This window comes from Colwellia sp. SU-HH01217 (genome assembly GCF_057543495.1).
Genome location: NZ_BAAJLX010000021.1, coordinates 1 through 20,430, shown reverse-complemented (window position 1 = coordinate 20,430; position 20,430 = coordinate 1). Strand labels below are relative to the sequence as shown.

18 protein-coding genes are annotated in these 20,430 nt (G+C 40.0%); 17 read left to right on the top strand and 1 reads right to left on the bottom strand.

What is annotated here, in order from left to right; genetic code table 11:
- The first annotated feature begins 153 nt into the window (after positions 1-153).
- The 6 genes from AC27G3_RS17405 to AC27G3_RS17380 all read left to right on the top strand — a co-directional run bounded on the left by AC27G3_RS17405 (position 154) and on the right by AC27G3_RS17380 (position 12,625).
- Positions 154-1,260, top strand: coding sequence for a sensor histidine kinase (locus AC27G3_RS17405; RefSeq protein WP_487123790.1), 1,107 nt, complete (start codon positions 154-156; stop codon positions 1,258-1,260).
- A 21-nt stretch (positions 1,261-1,281) separates the two neighbouring features.
- Positions 1,282-2,112, top strand: a complete 831-nt coding sequence (locus AC27G3_RS17400) for a LytR/AlgR family response regulator transcription factor (protein WP_487123788.1) — start codon at positions 1,282-1,284, stop codon at positions 2,110-2,112.
- Between the two features lie 275 nt (positions 2,113-2,387).
- Complete coding sequence (locus AC27G3_RS17395; RefSeq protein WP_487123786.1) at positions 2,388-5,558, top strand: family 16 glycosylhydrolase; 3,171 nt, start codon at positions 2,388-2,390, stop codon at positions 5,556-5,558.
- A 73-nt stretch (positions 5,559-5,631) separates the two neighbouring features.
- Positions 5,632-8,616 (top strand): TonB-dependent receptor, encoded by a 2,985-nt coding sequence (locus AC27G3_RS17390; protein WP_487123784.1) that lies wholly within the window; start codon positions 5,632-5,634, stop codon positions 8,614-8,616.
- Between the two features lie 97 nt (positions 8,617-8,713).
- A complete protein-coding gene (locus AC27G3_RS17385; RefSeq protein ID WP_487123782.1) occupies positions 8,714-9,970 on the top strand; it encodes a sugar MFS transporter in 1,257 nt (418 codons plus the stop codon).
- A 27-nt stretch (positions 9,971-9,997) separates the two neighbouring features.
- Positions 9,998-12,625, top strand: coding sequence for a glycoside hydrolase family 3 protein (locus tag AC27G3_RS17380; protein ID WP_487123780.1), 2,628 nt, complete (start codon positions 9,998-10,000; stop codon positions 12,623-12,625).
- 126 nt (positions 12,626-12,751) lie between these two features.
- On the opposite strand, the gene fusA is transcribed toward AC27G3_RS17380, so the two are convergent.
- Positions 12,752-14,857 (bottom strand): elongation factor G, encoded by a 2,106-nt coding sequence (fusA, locus tag AC27G3_RS17375; protein ID WP_487123778.1) that lies wholly within the window; start codon positions 14,855-14,857, stop codon positions 12,752-12,754.
- Between the two features lie 535 nt (positions 14,858-15,392).
- On the opposite strand from fusA, the gene rpsJ reads away from it, so the two are divergent.
- The 11 genes from rpsJ to rpsQ form a co-directional block, all read left to right on the top strand.
- Positions 15,393-15,704 (top strand): 30S ribosomal protein S10, encoded by a 312-nt coding sequence (gene rpsJ / locus AC27G3_RS17370; RefSeq protein ID WP_070375080.1) that lies wholly within the window; start codon positions 15,393-15,395, stop codon positions 15,702-15,704.
- Between the two features lie 12 nt (positions 15,705-15,716).
- A complete protein-coding gene (rplC, locus tag AC27G3_RS17365) occupies positions 15,717-16,355 on the top strand; it encodes a 50S ribosomal protein L3 (RefSeq protein WP_487123776.1) in 639 nt (212 codons plus the stop codon).
- 15 nt (positions 16,356-16,370) lie between these two features.
- A complete protein-coding gene (gene rplD / locus AC27G3_RS17360; RefSeq protein WP_487123774.1) occupies positions 16,371-16,976 on the top strand; it encodes a 50S ribosomal protein L4 in 606 nt (201 codons plus the stop codon).
- Positions 16,973-17,278 carry a 50S ribosomal protein L23 gene (rplW, locus tag AC27G3_RS17355; RefSeq protein ID WP_487123772.1) on the top strand — a complete coding sequence of 102 codons (306 nt, stop codon included), beginning with the start codon at positions 16,973-16,975 and terminating at the stop codon, positions 17,276-17,278. The genes rplD and rplW overlap by 4 nt, the downstream gene beginning before the upstream one ends.
- An 11-nt stretch (positions 17,279-17,289) precedes the next feature.
- Positions 17,290-18,114, top strand: a complete 825-nt coding sequence (gene rplB / locus AC27G3_RS17350; protein ID WP_487123770.1) for a 50S ribosomal protein L2 — start codon at positions 17,290-17,292, stop codon at positions 18,112-18,114.
- Between the two features lie 152 nt (positions 18,115-18,266).
- A complete protein-coding gene (gene rpsS / locus AC27G3_RS17345; protein ID WP_487123768.1) occupies positions 18,267-18,542 on the top strand; it encodes a 30S ribosomal protein S19 in 276 nt (91 codons plus the stop codon).
- An 11-nt stretch (positions 18,543-18,553) separates the two neighbouring features.
- Positions 18,554-18,886 carry a 50S ribosomal protein L22 gene (rplV, locus tag AC27G3_RS17340; RefSeq protein WP_487123766.1) on the top strand — a complete coding sequence of 111 codons (333 nt, stop codon included), beginning with the start codon at positions 18,554-18,556 and terminating at the stop codon, positions 18,884-18,886.
- An 11-nt stretch (positions 18,887-18,897) separates the two neighbouring features.
- A complete protein-coding gene (rpsC, locus tag AC27G3_RS17335; protein WP_487123764.1) occupies positions 18,898-19,596 on the top strand; it encodes a 30S ribosomal protein S3 in 699 nt (232 codons plus the stop codon).
- An 11-nt stretch (positions 19,597-19,607) separates the two neighbouring features.
- A complete protein-coding gene (gene rplP / locus AC27G3_RS17330) occupies positions 19,608-20,021 on the top strand; it encodes a 50S ribosomal protein L16 (RefSeq protein WP_487123762.1) in 414 nt (137 codons plus the stop codon).
- Complete coding sequence (gene rpmC / locus AC27G3_RS17325) at positions 20,021-20,212, top strand: 50S ribosomal protein L29 (protein ID WP_487123760.1); 192 nt, start codon at positions 20,021-20,023, stop codon at positions 20,210-20,212. Before rplP ends, rpmC begins: the two co-directional genes overlap by 1 nt.
- Positions 20,212-20,430 (top strand): 30S ribosomal protein S17 (gene rpsQ / locus AC27G3_RS17320; protein ID WP_487123758.1); only part of this gene is annotated, 219 nt, incomplete at its 3' end. The genes rpmC and rpsQ, both read left to right, overlap by 1 nt.

The window sequence follows — 20,430 nt, the reverse complement described above, 5'->3', positions numbered from 1 at the left end:
CAAAAATAATCTTTCTAAGCTCTTGCCTCAAAAATAACTCGCTTTATCGAAAAATATTCATTTTTATTTCAGTTTGTTATACCTTCAATAAGGTATAACAAACTGATTGGGCAAGGCTTGGGTCAACTAAAATAATCGAGTAACACGATCGCCATGGATATCAATAAAGATGAAAATACCCTTGAGATAAGCGCACAGGCTTTTTCTAAACAAAGTCATCAATTTTGGACGCTGCAAATATCTGGCTGGTTAGGGTATGCCGCATTTGTTTTTGTAGCGATCATTCGTCCACAATTTGATGACATTCATTTTAACCTTCAAGGTCAAATCATTAATTTGATTTTGGAATCTTTGAGTGGTTTCTTTTTATCTTATTTACAGTGGCTATTTATTCAAAGAATTGTTCACCTTCCTGTAAGAAAAACGCTCTTTTTTAGTTTTTTATCGGCGGCAATTTTGGGGTTATTTTACAATATCCTTAAACTTAGCTTTTTTAAAATTATTGTCCATCAACAGCATTGGAATGAAGCATGGAACATGCTTGAGTTTGGCGGTTGGTTACTATTCTCGTTAACCACTATGTTTGCTTGGACTTCAATCTTTTTTATTATGCTCTACAATACGAAATTGCAAAAAGAGCATGAAATGCTGCTGCGGGCACAAACTGCAGCTAAAGATGCACAATTACAAATGTTGCGCTACCAACTCAATCCGCATTTTATGTTTAATACCATGAATGCTATTTCAACGCTTATTTATAAACACGAAAATGACAAAGCTAATGAAATGTTAGATAAGCTGTGTGAGTTTTTTCGCTACACCTTAGATCAAAAAGCTAAAAGTAAAACTACGCTACAAAAAGAACTTGAACTCCTTGATATTTATCTCTCTATTGAAAAGGTAAGATTTGCAGAGCGTTTAACAATAAACATGCAAATTAGTAATATGGTTTTAGATTGCCAAGTGCCGAGTATGCTATTACAGCCTTTAGTTGAAAACGCAGTGAAATACGCTATTGAACCAAGGAAGCAAGATGGCTTTATTACCATTGCCGCAGAACAGTTAAATGGCAGACTAGTAATTGATGTATTGGATAATGGCAATGGGAAAAACGATGAAGTTAGCAAAGGTTTGGGGATTGGGATAAGCAATACGAAAGCACGTTTAGATGCTATGTTTAATGGTGATTATGAGATTAACATTACTAGCAACAGTCATAATGGCACCACTGTTTCTATCTCTATTCCATTGCGACAATAACTATTTTTTGAGAAAAGTAATATGACCATTAAAGCACTAACCGCAATTATTGTTGATGACGAACCACTTGCACTTGAAGGGTTAAAGCTTCGGTTAGAGAAAATTCCTGAAATTAATGTAATTGCTGAAGCTTGTGATGGTGATCAGGCAATTTTAATGTGCCAGGAATTATCACCAGATGTTCTTTTTTTAGATTTACAATTACCAGGGTTGAATGGTATTGAAGTCGTACAGGCATTGCAGTCGGATATTTTACCTATGATTGTTTTTGTTACTGCATATGGTGAATATGCCTTAGAAGCTTTTGAATTAAATGCAATAGATTATGTAATGAAACCAGCCAATTTAGGTCGATTACAAAAAACAGTAGAACGCATAATTCAACGGCATAACCCTCAAGATTCTGACAAAGAAAAATTTAAACTATTACAAGCATTAGGTAATAGTTCTGGTTTATCAATTTCAGAATTGGAACATTGGTTGGAATCTGACAATCCAATGCCAAGTGCTTTTCGTCAAGAGTTAGTGATTAAAAACAACGATAACGAAAAGGTATTTCTTTCCGTTACTGATATTCGATGGATTGATGCTGCAGGCGATTACATGTGTGTACATACCGCTGATGAAACACATATTGTTCGTATCACCATGAAAAAATTAGCAAGCCAATTAGATGAGCGGTTATTTAAGCGCATTCATAAATCGACATTGGTGAATATTAATTGCATTAAAAGTATTCGTTCTTTGCGCAATAGTGAAAGCATATTAGAGCTTGGTGATGATGTTCATTTAAAAGTTAGTCGTAATTACAGCTCGACGATTCAGCAACTACTTGAGTCGAAACAACAGTAACCTTTCATCTTATTTTTCTCTCATTTTGTCGCGTAATTTGCTTAATAAATAGCAATGCCGCGTTTACTTCTCTTGATGCCGCATTTCAATTGTAACAGTTTGTAATTTAACCGAGTATAAATTTGGGGGACGGTTATACACAACAAAAAGCTAAAAAGCATAAGTGAATAACTGTTTAACTATCGAGTCATTTGATCACAATAATTAATGAGAATGATAACGACAAAGTTTCATTAAATGACATAACGATAATCGTACGGTTTTGGAAATAAATCATGATAAAAATTGCGAAGAAAATCACACAATGGTGTGTTTTAGTTTCGACAGTCTCTTTAATAGGCTGTGGAGGAAATGCTGAAACTAACACCGATTCAAATAAAGTTGATCCGCAACAACCAGTAAGTGACTGGGAAATGGTGTGGAGTGATGAGTTTGATGGTAGTTCAATAGATAGTACAAATTGGACGCATGAAGTTAATTGTTGGGGCGGTGGCAATAACGAAAAGCAATGTTATACCGACAATTCAGAAAACTCATTTGTCAGTGATGGCACGCTAAAGCTTGTCGCTTTGCCTGCTGAAGAAGGTGCTGAACAGCCTTATACTTCTGCACGTATTATTAGTAAAAACAAAGCCGATTTTAAATATGGGCGCTTTGAAATAAAAGCGAAAATGCCTTTCGGACAAGGTAGCTTCCCCGCCTTTTGGATGATGCCAACTGATGAAACCTATTGTGGCTGGCCAAAATCGGGCGAAATAGACATTCTTGAAACGGTTAATTTAAAAACAGTGAGCGATGAAGGCATCGTTGAAAATAATGTTCACGGCACGCTGCATTATGGTAAAGAGTGGCCGGATAACTCGCACTCAGGTAAATCTTATAGTTTGCCTGATGGAATAAATCCAGCGGATGACTTTCATGTTTATGCTATAGAGTGGCAAGAGGGTGAAATTCGCTGGTACGTAGATAACTATTTATATGCTACCCAACGTCAATCACAAGTACGTTATAACAGTAAAGATGAAGCGGTTGGTTTATCACATCAAGGCTGGTTTACTGAATATTTTGATGCGGTAACAGGTGAACTAACAACGCATTGGGATCAAGCGCCATTCGATCAAGACTTTTTCATGATCATAAATAATGCCGTTGGTGGTGACTGGGCGGAAAATACTAATAATTTAGGTATAGATGCGGAAGCGTTTGTGAATGGTCAAACGTTTGAAGTTGATTACATTCGCGTTTATCAATGTAATCAAAATATAGATACCGGCAAAGGATGTGAAACCGTTCGAGGTGGATATGATAGCCTTGACGATGCACTTGTTGAAGGTAAAGCACCTATCCCGTCTCCGCCAAGTGTAGCTCCGCCTCAAAGTTTAACTATTTTCTCTGGCACAATTAACCCTAATTGGCCTGCATGGGACTGTTGTGGTGGGTCAACTCCAATGATTATTGCTGATGCTGATAAAGGCGAGGTCATGCAATTTAATGTTGGCGCAACACCGACAGTTAATGGTTTTATTTCACGCGCTGAATTCATCACAGACCCCACGGGTACACCAAGTCCTTTCGATGCTTCTCCTGCTATTGCTACGGGAGCTATTCGCTTTGACTTAAAAATTGACAACATGCCAAATGACGCCTCAGCACCTTGGTCTTTTAAAGTCGAAAGCTTAGAAGGAGCAACGGCTGCTGACTTCTTGTTATCAGAAAGCCAAGAAGGTGAAGAGTTTGTTGAAGGTCAATGGCAAACCTATACGTATCCATTGCAAATGCTCGCTGACGCTGGTTTAGATCTAAGCGCTATTGATGTAGTGATGGTGTTCCCTGCATGGGGAGCAGGCGAAGGCGCTGTTTACAGTATGGCTAATGTAGAAATTGATTCTGGCGTGACCACAGAATCTCCAAAAGTTGTGCTATTTGAAGATGAAGAAAATCCAAGTTGGCCGATGTGGGATTGTTGTGGCGGTACAACACCTTTAGTTGAAATAGATGACGATGCTCATGGCGCAGTTGCAGAGTTTGCTATTGGCGCCACGCCAACGGTAATGGGTTTTATTTCAAGATCTGCGAATACCGATACGCCTACTCCATTTGACGCAAGTGTCATTTTATCGAACGGTGTTGTGCAATTTGATATGAAAGTAACGTCAATGCCTAATGACGCGAGTGCTCCTTGGTTATTTAAAATTGAATCTAACGATGGCGACACAGCAGCCGAGTTACCAATATCAGATAGCGTGGAAGGACTATCACCTGTTGAAGGTCAATGGCAAACCTATACTTTTAATCTTGCTGACTTAGCTAATGCTGGTCTTGATGTTAGTGCAATCGATGTATTGATGATTTTTCCTACGTGGGGCACAGGTGAAGGAGCAATTTACCGCATTGATAATGTGAAAATTTACGATCCTAATGCTTCGAGTGGCTTTAACGGACATGTATTGTTTGATGATCAACCTAAAGAGCAATGGAGTATTTGGGATTGTTGTGGTGGCACAACACCGAGTCTTGAAAATGATGATACCGAACATGGTATGACGGCTGAGTTTGTTATTGGTGCTACGCCAACAGTGATGGGCATTCTTGCTGACGACGAAGTATATTTAGATGCAGCAAATATACTGGCAAAAGGTGTTGTGCAATTTGAAATGAAAGTCACGTCAATGCCTAATGATTCGAGTGCTCCTTGGTTATTTAAAATCGAAGCGGGTGATGCAAGCTCTGCGGTTGAATTGAACTTATCTGATAGTCAAGAAGGCAGTGACCCTGCACTTGACCAATGGCAAACCTACACCTACTCATTACAGTCATTATTTGATGCTGGTTTAGATATTAGCCAAATAGATGTCTTAATGGTGTTTCCTACTTGGGGAGCAGGTGAAGGCGCAGTGTATCGCTTAGATAATATCATGATTTATGATCCCTCCAGCGTGCCTGCTCCTCAAGGTATTGTGCTATACGACAATGCCATGAATAGCGATTGGCCCGCTTGGGACTGCTGTGGTGGTTCAATGCCTACAGAAGAAAATGACGAGGCAAGTCAAGGCATGGTCACTGAATTTGTTATTGGCAGTACACCAACGGTGATGGGCTATAAAGCCAATGACGGTGTTTTATTTGATGCATCATCACTCTTACAAAGTGGTGCAGTTACTTTTGATATGAAAATAGTCACACCACCAAATGATGCTAGTGCTTCTTGGTTATTTAAAATTGAAGCTGGTGGTGCAACATCAGCGGTTGAATTAGACCTTGCTGCAAGTCAAGAGGGCATGGAGCCTGTCGTCGGACAATGGCAAACCTATACCTTTTCTTTGCAGTCATTATTTGATGCAGGCTTAGATGTAAGTGAAATAGATGTATTAATGATTTTCCCTGCTTGGGGAACGGGTGATGGAGCTGTGTATCGTGTTGATAATGTTGCGATAACAGCGCCGTAACGCGTTATTAAGAAGAGTTGTGCGGCTTAAACCTAGCCGCCCCATTAAACTAATTTTAAAAAGTAGGGTAAACATGAAACATTCACAATTTTCTAAAAAACGCTTAGCCGTTTATATTTCAGCAGCACTTGCTACTGGTTTTAATACTAGCCTGATGGCTGAAGAAGCAGACATTAAAGAAAGTATTAATGATAGACAAAGCTCAGAAATAGAAGTTATAGAAGTTAAAGGCATCCAAGGTAGTTTAATTCGTTCAATGAATTTAAAGCGCAGTATGTCAGGTGTTGTTGATGCTATTTCAGCAGAAGAAATGGGTAAATTTCCTGATACGAATTTGGCTGAATCATTGCAGCGTATCACAGGGGTTAGCGTTAGCCGAACAAATGGTGAAGGAAGCCAGATCACTGTTCGGGGCTTTGGGCCTGACTTTAACCTGATCACCCTAAATGGCAGACAAATGCCAGGCACAGGTAATTCGCGCTCTTACAATTTAGAAAACTTATCTTCCGATGGGGTAAGTGCACTGGAAGTATTTAAAACCGCACGCGCCGAAACGCCAAGTGGTGGATTAGGAGCAACCGTTAACATAGTGACCATGAAGCCATTTAGTAGCCCAGGTCAAAAATTTGTTATTTCAGGTAAAGGTATTTACGACACGTCAAATGTGGAAGGAGATAATGTTACACCTGAATTTTCAGGCTTATACAGTAATACTTTTGCTGATGAAATGTTTGGATTTTCTTTATCGTTTTCTCACCAACAACGTGATTTTCAGCAACAAGCCGCCAATATTCAAGGTTGGCAGTTTCAGCCAGATGCGCAGTTACCTGCTTTAGATGCAGATAAAGTGATTGATAATCGTTCGGCTAGTGCCGCGGCAGGCGCCTTTTTTCCTCGTGATATGAATTACAGTATTGCTAATGTACAACGAGAAAGAAGTAATGCCAATGTTACGTTTCAATTTGCACCAATTGACAGTGTTATATTGACACTAGATTACATTATGGGTGAATCAACTACTGGAACTAATTCTATTGGTTGGGGGCAGTGGCATGATTATGGCGGCAGTATCAATGCTTACGAGCTTGATGAAAATGGTACTGTTTTATTTGCTGATTTATCAGGTAATGACGGTTCTTATACCGCTAATCGCGATACCACAGGAACGAAAGAAAGCTCTTTAGGTTTTAATGTTGAATGGCAAGCAACCAGTGAACTAAGTTTCTCGGTTGATTATCACAGCTCAGAAAACGAAGCAGATAACGGCAAAGATAAAGGCTTAAATGGTACAGGCTCTTTAGTGTTTGGTTCAGATCAATTGGTGACTAAACATTATGACTTTAGAACAGGTGATATTCCACAAGGAACCATTTTCTGGAAAAATGGTACGACTACCCTTTCACCCAGTGAAATAGATTCACATTTTAGCCAGTTTATTCACAGCCCAGGCAAATCTGAAATCGAGCAACTACAAATTGATGGAAGTTGGGATAATCCTTACGATTTTTCATTAGTGTCGGTTAAATTTGGTGTGGCTAGAACGGAACAAACCATGGGCGGTTCAAGTGCATGGAGTGGGCTGATAGGAGGATTTTTGTTTAATCCTAATTACTCGGCTGCATTCCCTGACGGAATGTTTCACTACAACACCACCAATAACTTTCTAGATGCATTTTCCAATGGCGATAATCCAATCGGTGGCGGCTACTATTACAATTTTGACTTTGACGAAGCCGTTTCTCGCTCAGCATATTTTTTGAATAGCGATGTATTAGGTGATGATTATTTTAGTACCGACCCTTACCGTGAAGGCAGCGTCCAATCGCAAGGTTCTGTCGATGAAAATACCACAAGTATTTATGCTTCAACTTTGTGGGAGTTTGAAGCGGGCGATTTACCTATCCAAATAAACGCCGGTTTTAGATACGAAAAAACGGATGTTATCAGTAATGTGTTACAACCTATTCCAACAGAAGTTTGGTGGAAAGGAGGCAGTGAATGGCATACACAATATCAACCGGGCGATAATACAATTTTGTCACTTGAAGGTGAGCATGACGTATTTCTACCTATGATTGATGCCAAAATTGATCTTACTGATGATCTAGTCGCTCGTGCTTCTTGGGGTAAAACTATTGCTCGAGCACCGTTAGGTGATTTAGCCGGTGGTCGATCATTAGGCGCAAGTACTCGCATTGAAAACCGCATTGGTGGTGAAGGTAATACTAACTTAAACCCTTATGAGTCGACCAACCTCGATCTGTCTTTAGAATATTACTACGCAGACGGTAGTTATGCTTCTATCGGTTATTTCAGAAAAGATGTTGAAAATTTTATCAGTAGTCAAACCGTAACTTCGACCGTTGAAGACATGCGTGATATTTATCTCGGTCCACGTTGGCAACAAGCGGCTGCCGATTTAGGTGGGGATCCAACGAGTGATGAGATTTTTGCTCAAATGCAACTCAATGGTACTACTTTAAATGCACAAGGTTATATTGAGCCTGCAGGTGATGATCCTTTAATGCAGTGGGAGATTACTCGCCCATTTAATACACCGGAAGAAAAAACCGTTGATGGCTTTGAGATAGCACTTCAGCATTTATTTGGTGAAACTGGTTTTGGTGTAGGAGCCAATGCAACCTTTGTTGACGGTGACCTTAAGTTTGATGTAAATGACATTACCAAAGTGGACAGCATTGCCGATCTTGAGCCACAAACGCCATTAACAGGGTTAAGTGATTCAGCTAACTTTCAAGTGTTCTATGAGAAGCATGGCTTGTCTGTAAAAGTAACCTACGCTTGGCGTGATGAATACTTAATTGGTGTTGGTCAGTCGCAAGGCTCGGCTGATAACCCACCACAATTTGCCAAAGAGTTTGGTCAATGGGACATGAGTATTAACTATGATGTTACCGAAGAATTAACGGTATTCATGGAAGGTCTCAACCTAAATAATGAAACAGAGCAAGACTTTGGTCGTTATGAAGAACAGTTCCTATTTGCTCGACAATATGGTCCTCGTTATGCATTAGGTGTGCGTTATAGTTTTAACTAACACGCACTGCTTATGAATATAGAGCGCTCAGGTTCACTGAGCGCTTATTTAAAATAACTTAACTAATGTTTATCACTTAAGATTTAGGGAACCGCTTATGGCTGGCTCGTCAATTTCTCTTGAACAACCTTCCTCATTAAATAATGCTGAAACAGTAGGAGCAAATAAATTTGCACTTTTTTCGTTAACGTCATTATTTTTTATGTGGGGATTTATCACCTGTCTTAACGACATTCTTATTCCACACTTAAAAGCTATTTTTGAGCTTACTTATACTCAATCCATGCTCGTACAATTTTGTTTTTTTGGTGCTTATTTTCTTGTTTCTTTACCTGCAGGTCGATTAGTAAAAGCTATGGGCTATCAAAAAGGTATTGTTGTTGGTTTAGTTATTGCTGCGCTAGGGTGTTTAATTTTCTACCCTGCGGCTTCATTGCATAGCTACCCTATTTTTCTTGCGGCGTTATTTGTACTGGCAAGTGGTATTACTATTTTGCAAGTATCTGCTAATCCATATGTCACCTTGCTAGGCAGTAAAGAAACGGCATCATCACGATTAACAATGACGCAAGCATTTAATGCCCTAGGTACGACTATCGCCCCTTATTTCGGCGCACTTCTTATTTTAAATGAAGTAACCGACTCGGTGGCTACACAAACAGCTGAATCCGTGCAACTACCTTATTTAGGATTAATGGCTACTTTGTTAATACTTGCGGCAATATTTGCTTATTTAAAGCTGCCGCATATTGAAAACGCAGAGGTAGCCAAAGGAGAGGTAGTTGAAGGCTCAGCATGGCAATACAAACACTTAGTTTTAGGCGCGCTGGGGATCTTTGTTTATGTTGGCGCTGAAGTGTCAATTGGTAGTTTTCTAGTTAATTTTCTAGGGGAAGCTGATATTGCAGGTTTGGCAGAAACAGAAGCCGCCAAATATCTTACCTATTACTGGGGAGGCGCTATGGTTGGGCGATTTATTGGTGCTGTAGTCATGCAAAAAGTCAATGCGGGTAAAGTCCTTACTTTTAACGCGATTATCTCAGTCGCGCTTATCGGCTTAGCGATTGTTAGTGTAGGCAGTGTCGCTATGTGGGCACTTTTATTGGTTGGTTTATTCAATTCTATTATGTTTCCCACCATTTTTAGTTTAGCGCTGAACGGGCTAGAAAAACATACTAGCCAAGGCGCAGGTATTCTTTGTTTAGCTATAGTGGGCGGTGCAATTGTTCCTGTTTTACAAGGCGTATTAGCCGACACTATCGGCATTCAACTTGCCTTTATTTTACCTTTAGTTTGTTACCTTTATATTGCTTATTACGGTATTAAAGGTAGTAAATTTTCAGAAATTTCATAAATTATGACAGCAGTTAAGCGAGACAAAATGACCTATTCAACTTTTACCGTCAACACACTAGCAGTGGTAATTTTACCTTTGACATTGTTAGTAGCTTGTAACAATCAGCCAGTAAATAAGGCCAAGCAAGCGGATCAAGCACCGCGAATGGCTGAACAATTAGATCAAAATTTAACTATTTGGCCAAAAGTTAACTCGGAAGTCAAACAAGATCCTAACCTCGAATTGAAAGTACAGCAAACACTTAAAAGCATGACGTTAGCGCAAAAGGTTGCGCAGATGATCCAGCCTGAAATCAGGGATATCTCACCTGAAGATATGAGAAAATATGGTTTCGGCTCATATTTAAATGGCGGTGGTGCTTTTCCCAATAATAACAAACATTCAACGCCTCAAGATTGGATTGAATTGGCAGAAAAAATGTATCAAGCCTCGATTGATTCAAGCTTAGATGGCAGCACTATTCCAACGATGTGGGGCACAGATGCGGTGCATGGTCACAACAATGTTATTGGGGCGACGTTATTCCCTCATAATATAGGATTAGGTGCTGCAAATAATGCTCAATTAATTGAAAAAATTGCAGAAGTAACAGCAACTGAAGTGATGGTGACAGGCATTGACTGGGTATTTGCCCCAACGGTAGCGACGGTAAGAGATGACCGATGGGGTAGAACTTATGAGGGATATTCAGAAGACCCTGAAATTGTAAAGGTCTATGCGGCAGCTATTGTTAAAGGGTTGCAGGGACATGCTAACGAAGATTTTTTAGGCGATGATCGGGTAATTAGTACAGTAAAACATTTTGTCGGCGATGGCGGTACGGTAAATGGCGATGATCAGGGAAACAATATTGCTAATGAACAAGAATTGTTTGATATTCATGGCCAAGGGTATGTTGGCGGCTTAACGGCAGGTGCACAATCTGTCATGGCCTCTTTTAATAGTTGGCAAGGAGAAAAAATACATGGCAGTCATTACCTATTAACCGAGGTACTCAAAGATAGAATGGGCTTTGACGGCTTTGTTGTAGGCGACTGGAATGGCCATGGACAAGTTAAAGGCTGTAGTAATGATAACTGTCCACAAGCGGTAAATGCTGGCCTAGATATATTTATGGTGCCCACCGATGCTTGGAAACCTTTACTTGAAAATACGATAAAACAAGCAGAACAAGGTATTATTCCAATGTCACGTATTGATGATGCCGTCACTCGTATTCTGCGGGTTAAATATCGCGCAGGTTTGTTTGATAAACCCAGCCCAGCTAATCGAAAATTTTCTGGGAAAACCGCATTAATTGGCAGTAAATCTCATCGTGAAATAGCCAGACAAGCAGTACGTGAGTCGCTAGTGTTATTAAAGAACAATGACGGATTATTACCATTATCCCCAAAAATGAATATTTTAGTTTTGGGCGATGCCGCTAATAATATCGGCAAGCAATCTGGCGGTTGGACAATTACTTGGCAAGGGACTAATAATCAAAATAGCGACTTCCCTGGCGGGAGTTCGATCTATGATGGGCTAGAAAATCAAGTAATTGCTGCAGGAGGGCAAATTGAGCTTAGTGAAAATGGACATTATGATATTAAACCTGATGTAGCTGTTGTTGTGTTTGGTGAAGAGCCTTACGCGGAAGGACAAGGGGATATAGCAAATTTAGCTTATCAAAGCGGAGTGCAATCAGACTTAGCTATTTTAAAGCAATTAAAAGCACAGGGGATTCCTGTAGTATCTGTATTTATCAGCGGTCGTCCAATATGGGTTAATGCTGAACTTAATGCCAGTGACGCCTTTGTTGCAGCTTGGCTCCCAGGTTCAGAAGGTTTAGCTGTTGCTGATGTATTATTGAAAGATAGTAATGATGAAATACAGTACGACTTTAAAGGACGTTTGTCTTTTTCATGGCCCAACTCACCCGTACAAGTGGTGAATAGATTTGATGAAGATTATCAACCATTGTTACCTTATGGCTTTGGTTTACGCTATGGGGAGTTGAGCACTTTGTCATCTAACCTATCTGAGTCATCTAACTTAACTGAAAGTTTTGTTAAAGATGAAAATAATCATCAAGTAATCTCATTATTTAACGGTAAAGTTGCCCCTTCATTAACCCTGTTATTAACCTCGAATAACGAAGTAAAAACAATTGACTCGAATAGTTCAGCCTTAGCAGGTATTGAATATCGTACTATTGATAAAATGGTTCAAGAAGATGCTTTTCGTCTTAATCTAAACGGGCAATCTACAGCGGGTATTAAGTTTACTCAATTAGCTACGGATTTGGTTTCTAGTAATCACTCAAGCGAATTTGTTAACGATTTAGCAAAAAGCGCTCAGTTATCGATGAATATAAAAAGAGAAAGTGATGCGAGCAAACCAATATGGGTGACAATAAACTGCATTGAAAACCAAGTGTTAAAACCGCACTGCCAAGCCAGTTATAATATTGCGCCACGTTTGTCTAAACTACCTTTAAATACATGGCAAAAATTAACCATGAATTTGTCTTGCTTTACCGAGAAATCGATAACGCAAGAGTCCATAGCATTAGTACCATTTGCCTTGAGTTCAAGCAGTGCAGTGAGTATATCTTTGAGTAATATAACGTTTGAACAACAAAGTAGTTCTGTGGAAGAACAGTGTCATTAATAGTGAATACTTATAAACGAGTGTTAATAACAAAGTAGCGATTTTGTAAAATTAACTCTCAAGGTTTTCAAGACAAAAAAAAGGATGCTTAAAGCATCCTTTTCTATTTAATAATCAAGTGATTATTTATTTTTTAGCAGCGTCTTTAGCAGCTTTAGCCGCTTTAACTTCAGCGATTACTGTTTCAGAAACGTTGCTAGGACAAGGCATGTAGTGAGAGAATTCCATTGAGAATTGACCACGGCCAGATGTCATTGTACGTAATGATCCGATGTAACCGAACATTTCTGAAAGAGGTACGTCAGCTTTAATACGAACACCAGTAACGCCAGCTTCTTGACCACCAATCATGCCACGACGACGGTTTAAATCACCAATAACATCACCAACGTGATCTTCAGGAGTAAACACATCAACAGCCATGATAGGTTCAATTAACTGAGCACCTGCTTTTGGAATTGATTGACGGAACGCGCCACGAGCAGCAAGTTCAAATGCAACAGCAGATGAATCGACCGCATGGAAACCACCATCGTATAATTCAATTTCAACGTCAAGTACAGGGAAACCAGCAAGAACACCAGTATCCATCATGCCTTTGAAGCCTTTTTCGATTGCAGGGAAGAATTCTTTAGGAACGTTACCACCAACAACAGTAGAGTTGAATACGAAACCAGAACCAGGTTCGCCAGGCTTGATACGGTAATCAATTTTACCGAATTGACCAGAACCACCAGATTGTTTCTTATGCGTGTAAGAATCTTCAATTGGTTGAGTAATCGTTTCACGGTAAGCAACTTGTGGTTTACCAACAGCTAATTCAACACCGTAGGTACGTTTTAGAATATCTACTTTTATATCTAAGTGAAGCTCACCCATACCAGATAAGATTGTCTCACCTGAATCTTCATCAGTTTCAACTTGGAAGGTAGGATCTTCTGCAACCATTTTACCAATTGCAATACCCATTTTCTCAGTAGAACCTTTATCTTTAGGTGTTACAGAGATAGAGATTACTGGCTTAGGAAATACCATTGCTTCTAGGATAATTGGATTTTTAGGATCACATAATGTGTGACCTGTTTGTACGTTACTCTTCATACCAACAATCGCGATGATATCGCCGGCTTGTGCTGAAGTAAGTTCGTTACGATCATCAGCTTGCATTTCACACATACGACCAACACGCTCAGTTTTACCTGTAGCAGCATTAAGGATGGTATCGCCTTTATTTAACACACCTGAATAGATACGTACGAAAGTTAATGTACCAAAACGGTCATCAGTGATTTTAAATGCTAACGCTTTAAATGTTTCATCTGCAGAAACGATTGCATATTCACCAGTAGGCTCACCTTCTTCATCTGTAAGAGGTTGTGGTTCAACATCTGTAGGTGAAGGTAAGTAGTCAACAACAGCATCAAGTAATAATTGCATACCTTTGTTTTTAAATGCTGAGCCACAGTACGTAGGGAAGAACATTAATTCACGTGTACCTTTACGGATACAAGCTTTAATTTGTTCATCAGTAGGTGTTAATTCACCTTCTAAGTATTCCATTAATAAATCTTCATCTGCTTCTAATGCAGTTTCGATTAATTGCTCGCGATACATAGCTGCATCATCAACCATATCAGCTGGAATATCTTCAATTGTGTAGTTTTCTGGAAGACCAGTTTCATCCCAAACGTAAGCTTTTTGGCTTAAAACGTCAACAACACCGATGAAATCATCCTCTTCACCAATTGGTAAAGTCATAAGAAGTGGGTTAGCACCTAGTACGTTTTTAACTTGGTCTGCTACACGGTAAAAGTTAGCACCTAAACGGTCTAATTTATTAACGAAGATTAAACGTGCTACTTTAGAGTCGTTTGCATAACGCCAGTTAGTTTCTGATTGTGGCTCAACACCACCAGAACCACAAAATACACCAACACCACCATCAAGAACTTTAAGTGAACGATAAACTTCTACAGTAAAATCAACGTGACCAGGAGTATCGATAACGTTGAAACGGTGATCTTTCCAAAAACAACTTACCGCTGCAGACTGAATAGTAATACCGCGCTCGGCTTCTTGTTCCATGAAGTCAGTCGTAGACTCACCGTCATGGGTTTCACCAGACTTATGAATTTTACCAGTTAATTTAAGGATACGCTCTGTTGTTGTGGTTTTACCCGCATCAACGTGAGCGAATATACCAATATTTCTATATTTAGATAAATCTGCCATTACTTTACTCTAATTAAGTCGCTACTAAAAAAGCGAAATTGTTGAAAATTTGCGCGCGAGTATATCATTACTTTAAGTAGATCGACATAGAAAATAGAAATTAATTAAGAACTCGAATAAAAAGACAAGGGTATTTAACGAGGCTATTTAATTTATAATAAGTATCGCCAGTGGAGCTTTAGTAAAAAATCCCATTAAATGTATTATTTATTTTATTCCCTATATATAGCAGAGCTATTAACTTTGAAATTAATATTAACAGTCTTGTACTGACGGGGTTAATGATTTTCTGCATTAATTTTCAACGCTAGTTGTTTATTTTTAATTCTCGTCTTGCTTCTAAATGCTCTTCGTGTATAATGCGCATCCGCACATGTTTCGGCTTGTGCGATTTATATAGTTAAATGCTCGTATGTTTAACTATTACAGTAACTCCGATTTGGAGTTAAATGTTGTTTAGTAATACACCCCCTTCCGGCAATAAAGGAAGCAGAGGGATGTATTTTTTTGTTCTTTAGAAAGGGGATTTGTCTTCATGTCAAATCAAAGAATTCGCATTCGTTTGAAAGCGTTCGATCATCGTTTGATTGATCAATCTACAGCAGAAATCGTTGATACTGCAAAGCGTACTGGCGCACAGGTTCGTGGTCCTATTCCACTTCCTACGCGTAAAGAACGTTTCACTATCTTGACTTCTCCACACGTTAACAAAGATGCGCGAGATCAGTACGAAATTCGTACTCACAAACGCATGATTGATATTGTTGAGCCAACTGAAAAGACTGTAGACGCATTAATGCGTTTAGATCTTGCAGCAGGCGTTGACGTTCAAATCAGCTTGGGTTAAGGGGTTTTAACAATGACTATAGGTCTAGTTGGACGTAAAATAGGCATGACACGTATCTTCACTGAAGACGGCGTATCTACACCTGTAACAGTTCTAGAAGTTGAAGCCAACCGCATCTCTCAAGTGAAAACTGTAGAGACTGATGGTTATTCAGCGCTTCAAGTAACAACCGGTAAGCGTAAAGCTAGCCGTGTTAATAAACCAGCAGCTGGTCATTTTGCAAAAGCAGGCGTTGAAGCAGGTCGTGGCCTGTGGGAATTCCGTTTAAATGCAAATGAAGGTGAAGGTTTGGAATTGGGCGGTGATATCACTGTTTCAATTTTCGAAGACACTAAATTAGTAGACGTAACTGGTACATCAAAAGGTAAAGGCTTCCAAGGCGGTATTAAGCGTTGGAACTTTAGCATGCAACATGCAACACATGGTGTTTCGTTATCACATCGTTCTAACGGTTCGTTAGGTCAATGTCAAACACCAGGTCGTGTATTTAAAGGCAAAAAGATGTCTGGTCACATGGGTGCTGTGCGCGTTACTACACAAAACCTTGAATTGGTTCGCGTTGATGCAGAACGTAACTTGCTCCTTATTAAAGGTTCAGTTCCGGGTGCAATTAACGGTAACGTAATCATCAAACCAGCTGTTAAAGCTTAGTCCAGGAGATTTGTGATGGAATTAGTATTAAAAGACGCTAAAGGCGCTCTTGAAGTATCCGAAGCAACTTTTGGACGTGAGTTTAATGAAGCTTTAGTACATCAAGTAGTAGTTGCTTATGCAGCTGGTGCTCGTCAAGGTACTCGTGCTCAAAAAACTCGTTCAGAAGTTAGTGGTGGTGGCGCAAAACCATGGCGTCAAAAAGGTACTGGCCGCGCGCGTGCTGGTACTACACGTGGTCCAATCTGGCGTGCAGGTGGCGTAACATTCGCTGCTAAACCTCAGGATCACAGCCAAAAAGTTAATCGTAAAATGTACCGTGGTGCTATTTCTAGCATCCTTTCTGAGTTAGTTCGTCAAGAACGCTTGATCGTGGTAGAAGATTTTGCTGTTGAAACACCAAAAACTAAAGAGTTAGTAGCTAAGTTAAAAGGTCTTGAACTTAAAGACGTATTAATCGTTACACCTGAAGTTGATGAGAACTTATTCTTATCTGCTCGTAACTTATATAAAGTTGACGTTCGTGACGTTGACGGTATTGACCCAGTTAGTTTGGTTGGTTTCGAAAAAGTTTTGATGACTGCTACTGCAGTTAAACAAATTGAGGAGATGTTAGCATGATAAGCGAAGAACGTTTGTTAAAAGTGCTTCTAGCACCGAACATTTCTGAGAAGAGCACTATGGCTGCTGAAGCAAACAACACAGTTGTTTTCAAAGTATCTGTAGACTCTACTAAAGCTGAAATCAAAGCGGCTGTTGAGAAACTTTTTGAAGTTTCAGTTGAAGGTGTTCGTACTTTAAATGTTAAGGGTAAAGTAAAACGTACAGGTGCTCGTACTGGTCGTCGTAACGACTGGAAAAAAGCGTACGTTACTCTTAGCGAAGGTTCGGATATCGACTTCGTTGGCAACGCTGAGTCTTAGGAGCAGTTAAAATGGCTATAGTAAAATGTAAACCTACTTCTCCGGGTCGTCGTCACCTGGTTAAAGTGGTAAACAAAGAACTACACAAAGGTAAGCCTTACGCACCATTACTTGATACTAAATCAAAGTCTGGTGGTCGTAACAATAATGGTCGCATTACCGTTCGTCACATTGGTGGTGGACACAAGCATCATTATCGTATGGTTGACTTTAAACGTAATAAAGATGGTATCCCTGCGAAAGTAGAGCGTTTGGAATATGATCCAAACCGTAGTGCCAACATTGCGTTAGTATTATATGCAGATGGTGAACGTCGTTACATCTTAGCCCCTAAAGGCTTAAAAGCTGGTGATGTTATCCAGTCTGGTGCAAACGCTCCGATCAAAGCAGGTAATACTATGCCTTTGCGCAACACGCCTTTAGGTAGTGTTGTTCATGCAATCGAACTTAAACCTGGTAAGGGCGCTCAAATCGCTCGTGCTGCGGGTACTTACGCACAATTAGTTGCTAAAGACGGTGCTTATGTCACTTTACGTCTTCGCTCTGGTGAAATGCGTAAAATTGAGTCAGATTGTCGTGCAACTTTAGGTGAAATCGGCAACGCTGAACACATGCTTCGCTCATTGGGTAAAGCTGGTGCTTCACGCTGGCGCGGTGTTCGCCCAACTGTTCGTGGTGTTGCCATGAACCCAGTTGACCATCCACACGGTGGTGGTGAAGGTAAAACATCTGGCGGTCGTCACCCGGTATCACCTTGGGGTGTACCAACGAAGGGTTACAAGACTCGTTCAAACAAGCGTACTGATAAATTTATCGTACGTCGTCGTACTAAATAATAGTACTTAATTTTAATACTCAAGATAATTGAGGTTACAGAGAAACCGTCGAGTATCGAAGAGCATGAGTTTAGTTCACTAAACGATTGTTATGAGAAACGAAGACAAACATTGTAATTTCAAGAATGAAGAGTAAATAAAGAGGATTCACCATGCCACGTTCCCTCAAGAAAGGTCCTTTTATTGACCTGCACTTGTTGACGAAGGTAGAGAAAGCGGTGGAAAGCGGGAATAAAAAGCCAATTAAAACTTGGTCCCGTCGTTCAATGATCATTCCAACAATGATCGGATTGACCATCGCTGTCCATAATGGCCGCCAACACGTACCTGTATTTGTAACTGATGAAATGATCGGTCACAAGTTAGGCGAATTTGCACCAACTCGTACTTATCGCGGCCATGTCGCAGATAAGAAAGCGAAGAAATAGGGGAAATTATAATGGAAGCAATTGCTATACATAAATTTGCCCGTGGTTCTGCTCAAAAAGCACGTTTAGTTGTGGATCAAATCCGCGGCAAACAAGTAGAAGAAGCATTAGAAATCTTAATTTTCAGCAACAAAAAAGCTGCTGAGTTAGTTAAGAAAGTTCTTGATTCTGCTATTGCAAATGCTGAGCATAACGAAGGTGCAGACATTGATGAGCTTTTCGTAAAAACTATAATGGTTGACGATGGTCCAACAATGAAACGTATCAGACCTCGTGCGAAAGGCCGCGCGGATCGGATTATTAAACGCACAAGTCACATCACTGTGATTGTGTCAGATTCTTAGGAGAGAGTAGAATGGGACAAAAAGTACATCCTACCGGTATTCGCTTAGGGATCAGTAAACCTTTCGCGTCTACATGGTTTGCAAGCAGCAAAGACTATTCAAATAACTTAGACGGGGACCACAAGGTTCGCGAATATTTAGTTGAAAAGCTTAAGCGTGCATCATTATCAAAAGTTGTTATTGAACGTCCAGCTAAATCTATCCGCGTAACAATTCATACGGCTCGTCCGGGTGTTGTTATCGGTAAGAAAGGCGAAGATGTAGAGAAGTTACGTTTAGCGATTTCTAAAATTGCTGGTGTACCTGCTCAAATCAACATCGCTGAAGTACGTAAGCCAGAAATGGATGCGCAACTTGTTGCTGACAGTATTGCTAGTCAATTAGAGCGTCGTGTTATGTTCCGTCGCGCTATGAAGCGTGCCGTACAAAATGCAATGCGCTTAGGCGCTAAAGGTATCAAAGTTCAAGTAAGTGGTCGTTTAGGCGGCGCTGAGATTGCTCGTGCTGAATGGTATCGTGAAGGTCGTGTACCATTGCATACTTTACGTGCTGATATCGACTACGCTATTGCGCGTGGTAACACAACTTATGGTGTTATCGGTATCAAAGTTTGGATCTTTAAAGGTGAAGTAATGGGTAAAATGCCACTTAAGGCAGAAGAACCAGCTGCTAAGCCTAAAAGAAAAAACAACCGCAAAAGCAGTAAGTAGAGGATTAAGTAATGTTACAACCAAAACGTACTAAATTCCGTAAGCAATTTAAACTGCGCAACCGTGGACTTTCGCACACTGGTAGTTCAGTAAGCTTCGGTACTTTCGGCTTAAAATCTCTTGAACGTGGTCGTATGACTGCGCGTCAAATTGAAGCCGCTCGTCGAGCTATGACTCGTCACGTGAAGCGTCAAGGTAAAATTTGGATCCGTGTATTTCCTGACAAGCCAATTACTAAAAAACCTCTTGAGGTTCGTATGGGTAAAGGTAAAGGTTCAGTAGAATACTGGGTATGTCAAATTCTTCCTGGTCGTGTTCTTTATGAAATGGAAGGTGTTTCGGAAGAGATTGCACGTGAAGCTTTTGCTTTAGCCGCTGCTAAACTACCGTTTAAAACTACTTTCGTAACTCGGACGGTAATGTAATGAAAGCCAGTGAACTTAAAGAAAAAAGCATTGAAGAGCTAAACACTGAATTATTGAGCTTATTGCGCGAACAGTTTAACTATCGCATGCAAGCAAGCACAGGTCAGTTAGCACAAACTCATTTGCAAAGAATCGTACGTCGCAATATAGCACGTGTTAAAACAATCATAACTGAAAAGGCAGGTAAGTAATGAGCGAAGCAAAGATTCGTACACTACAAGGTCGCGTTATCAGTGACAAAATGGATAAGTCTATCACTGTCCTGATTGAACGTCGTGTTAAGCATCCTATCTATGGTAAGTACATGACGCGTTCAACTAAGTTGAAAGCTCATGACGAAACTAACCAATGTAATGCTGGTGACGTAGTAACTATTCGTGAAGTTGCGCCAATTTCAAAGTCTAAGAAC

Coding starts and splice junctions, on each gene's coding strand:
- AC27G3_RS17405 (WP_487123790.1), top strand. CDS start 154: ATGGATATCAATAAAGATGAAAATACCCTTGAGATAAGCGCACAGGCT.
- AC27G3_RS17400 (WP_487123788.1), top strand. CDS start 1,282: ATGACCATTAAAGCACTAACCGCAATTATTGTTGATGACGAACCACTT.
- AC27G3_RS17395 (WP_487123786.1), top strand. CDS start 2,388: ATGATAAAAATTGCGAAGAAAATCACACAATGGTGTGTTTTAGTTTCG.
- AC27G3_RS17390 (WP_487123784.1), top strand. CDS start 5,632: ATGAAACATTCACAATTTTCTAAAAAACGCTTAGCCGTTTATATTTCA.
- AC27G3_RS17385 (WP_487123782.1), top strand. CDS start 8,714: ATGGCTGGCTCGTCAATTTCTCTTGAACAACCTTCCTCATTAAATAAT.
- AC27G3_RS17380 (WP_487123780.1), top strand. CDS start 9,998: ATGACCTATTCAACTTTTACCGTCAACACACTAGCAGTGGTAATTTTA.
- fusA (WP_487123778.1), bottom strand. CDS start 14,857: ATGGCAGATTTATCTAAATATAGAAATATTGGTATATTCGCTCACGTT.
- rpsJ (WP_070375080.1), top strand. CDS start 15,393: ATGTCAAATCAAAGAATTCGCATTCGTTTGAAAGCGTTCGATCATCGT.
- rplC (WP_487123776.1), top strand. CDS start 15,717: ATGACTATAGGTCTAGTTGGACGTAAAATAGGCATGACACGTATCTTC.
- rplD (WP_487123774.1), top strand. CDS start 16,371: ATGGAATTAGTATTAAAAGACGCTAAAGGCGCTCTTGAAGTATCCGAA.
- rplW (WP_487123772.1), top strand. CDS start 16,973: ATGATAAGCGAAGAACGTTTGTTAAAAGTGCTTCTAGCACCGAACATT.
- rplB (WP_487123770.1), top strand. CDS start 17,290: ATGGCTATAGTAAAATGTAAACCTACTTCTCCGGGTCGTCGTCACCTG.
- rpsS (WP_487123768.1), top strand. CDS start 18,267: ATGCCACGTTCCCTCAAGAAAGGTCCTTTTATTGACCTGCACTTGTTG.
- rplV (WP_487123766.1), top strand. CDS start 18,554: ATGGAAGCAATTGCTATACATAAATTTGCCCGTGGTTCTGCTCAAAAA.
- rpsC (WP_487123764.1), top strand. CDS start 18,898: ATGGGACAAAAAGTACATCCTACCGGTATTCGCTTAGGGATCAGTAAA.
- rplP (WP_487123762.1), top strand. CDS start 19,608: ATGTTACAACCAAAACGTACTAAATTCCGTAAGCAATTTAAACTGCGC.
- rpmC (WP_487123760.1), top strand. CDS start 20,021: ATGAAAGCCAGTGAACTTAAAGAAAAAAGCATTGAAGAGCTAAACACT.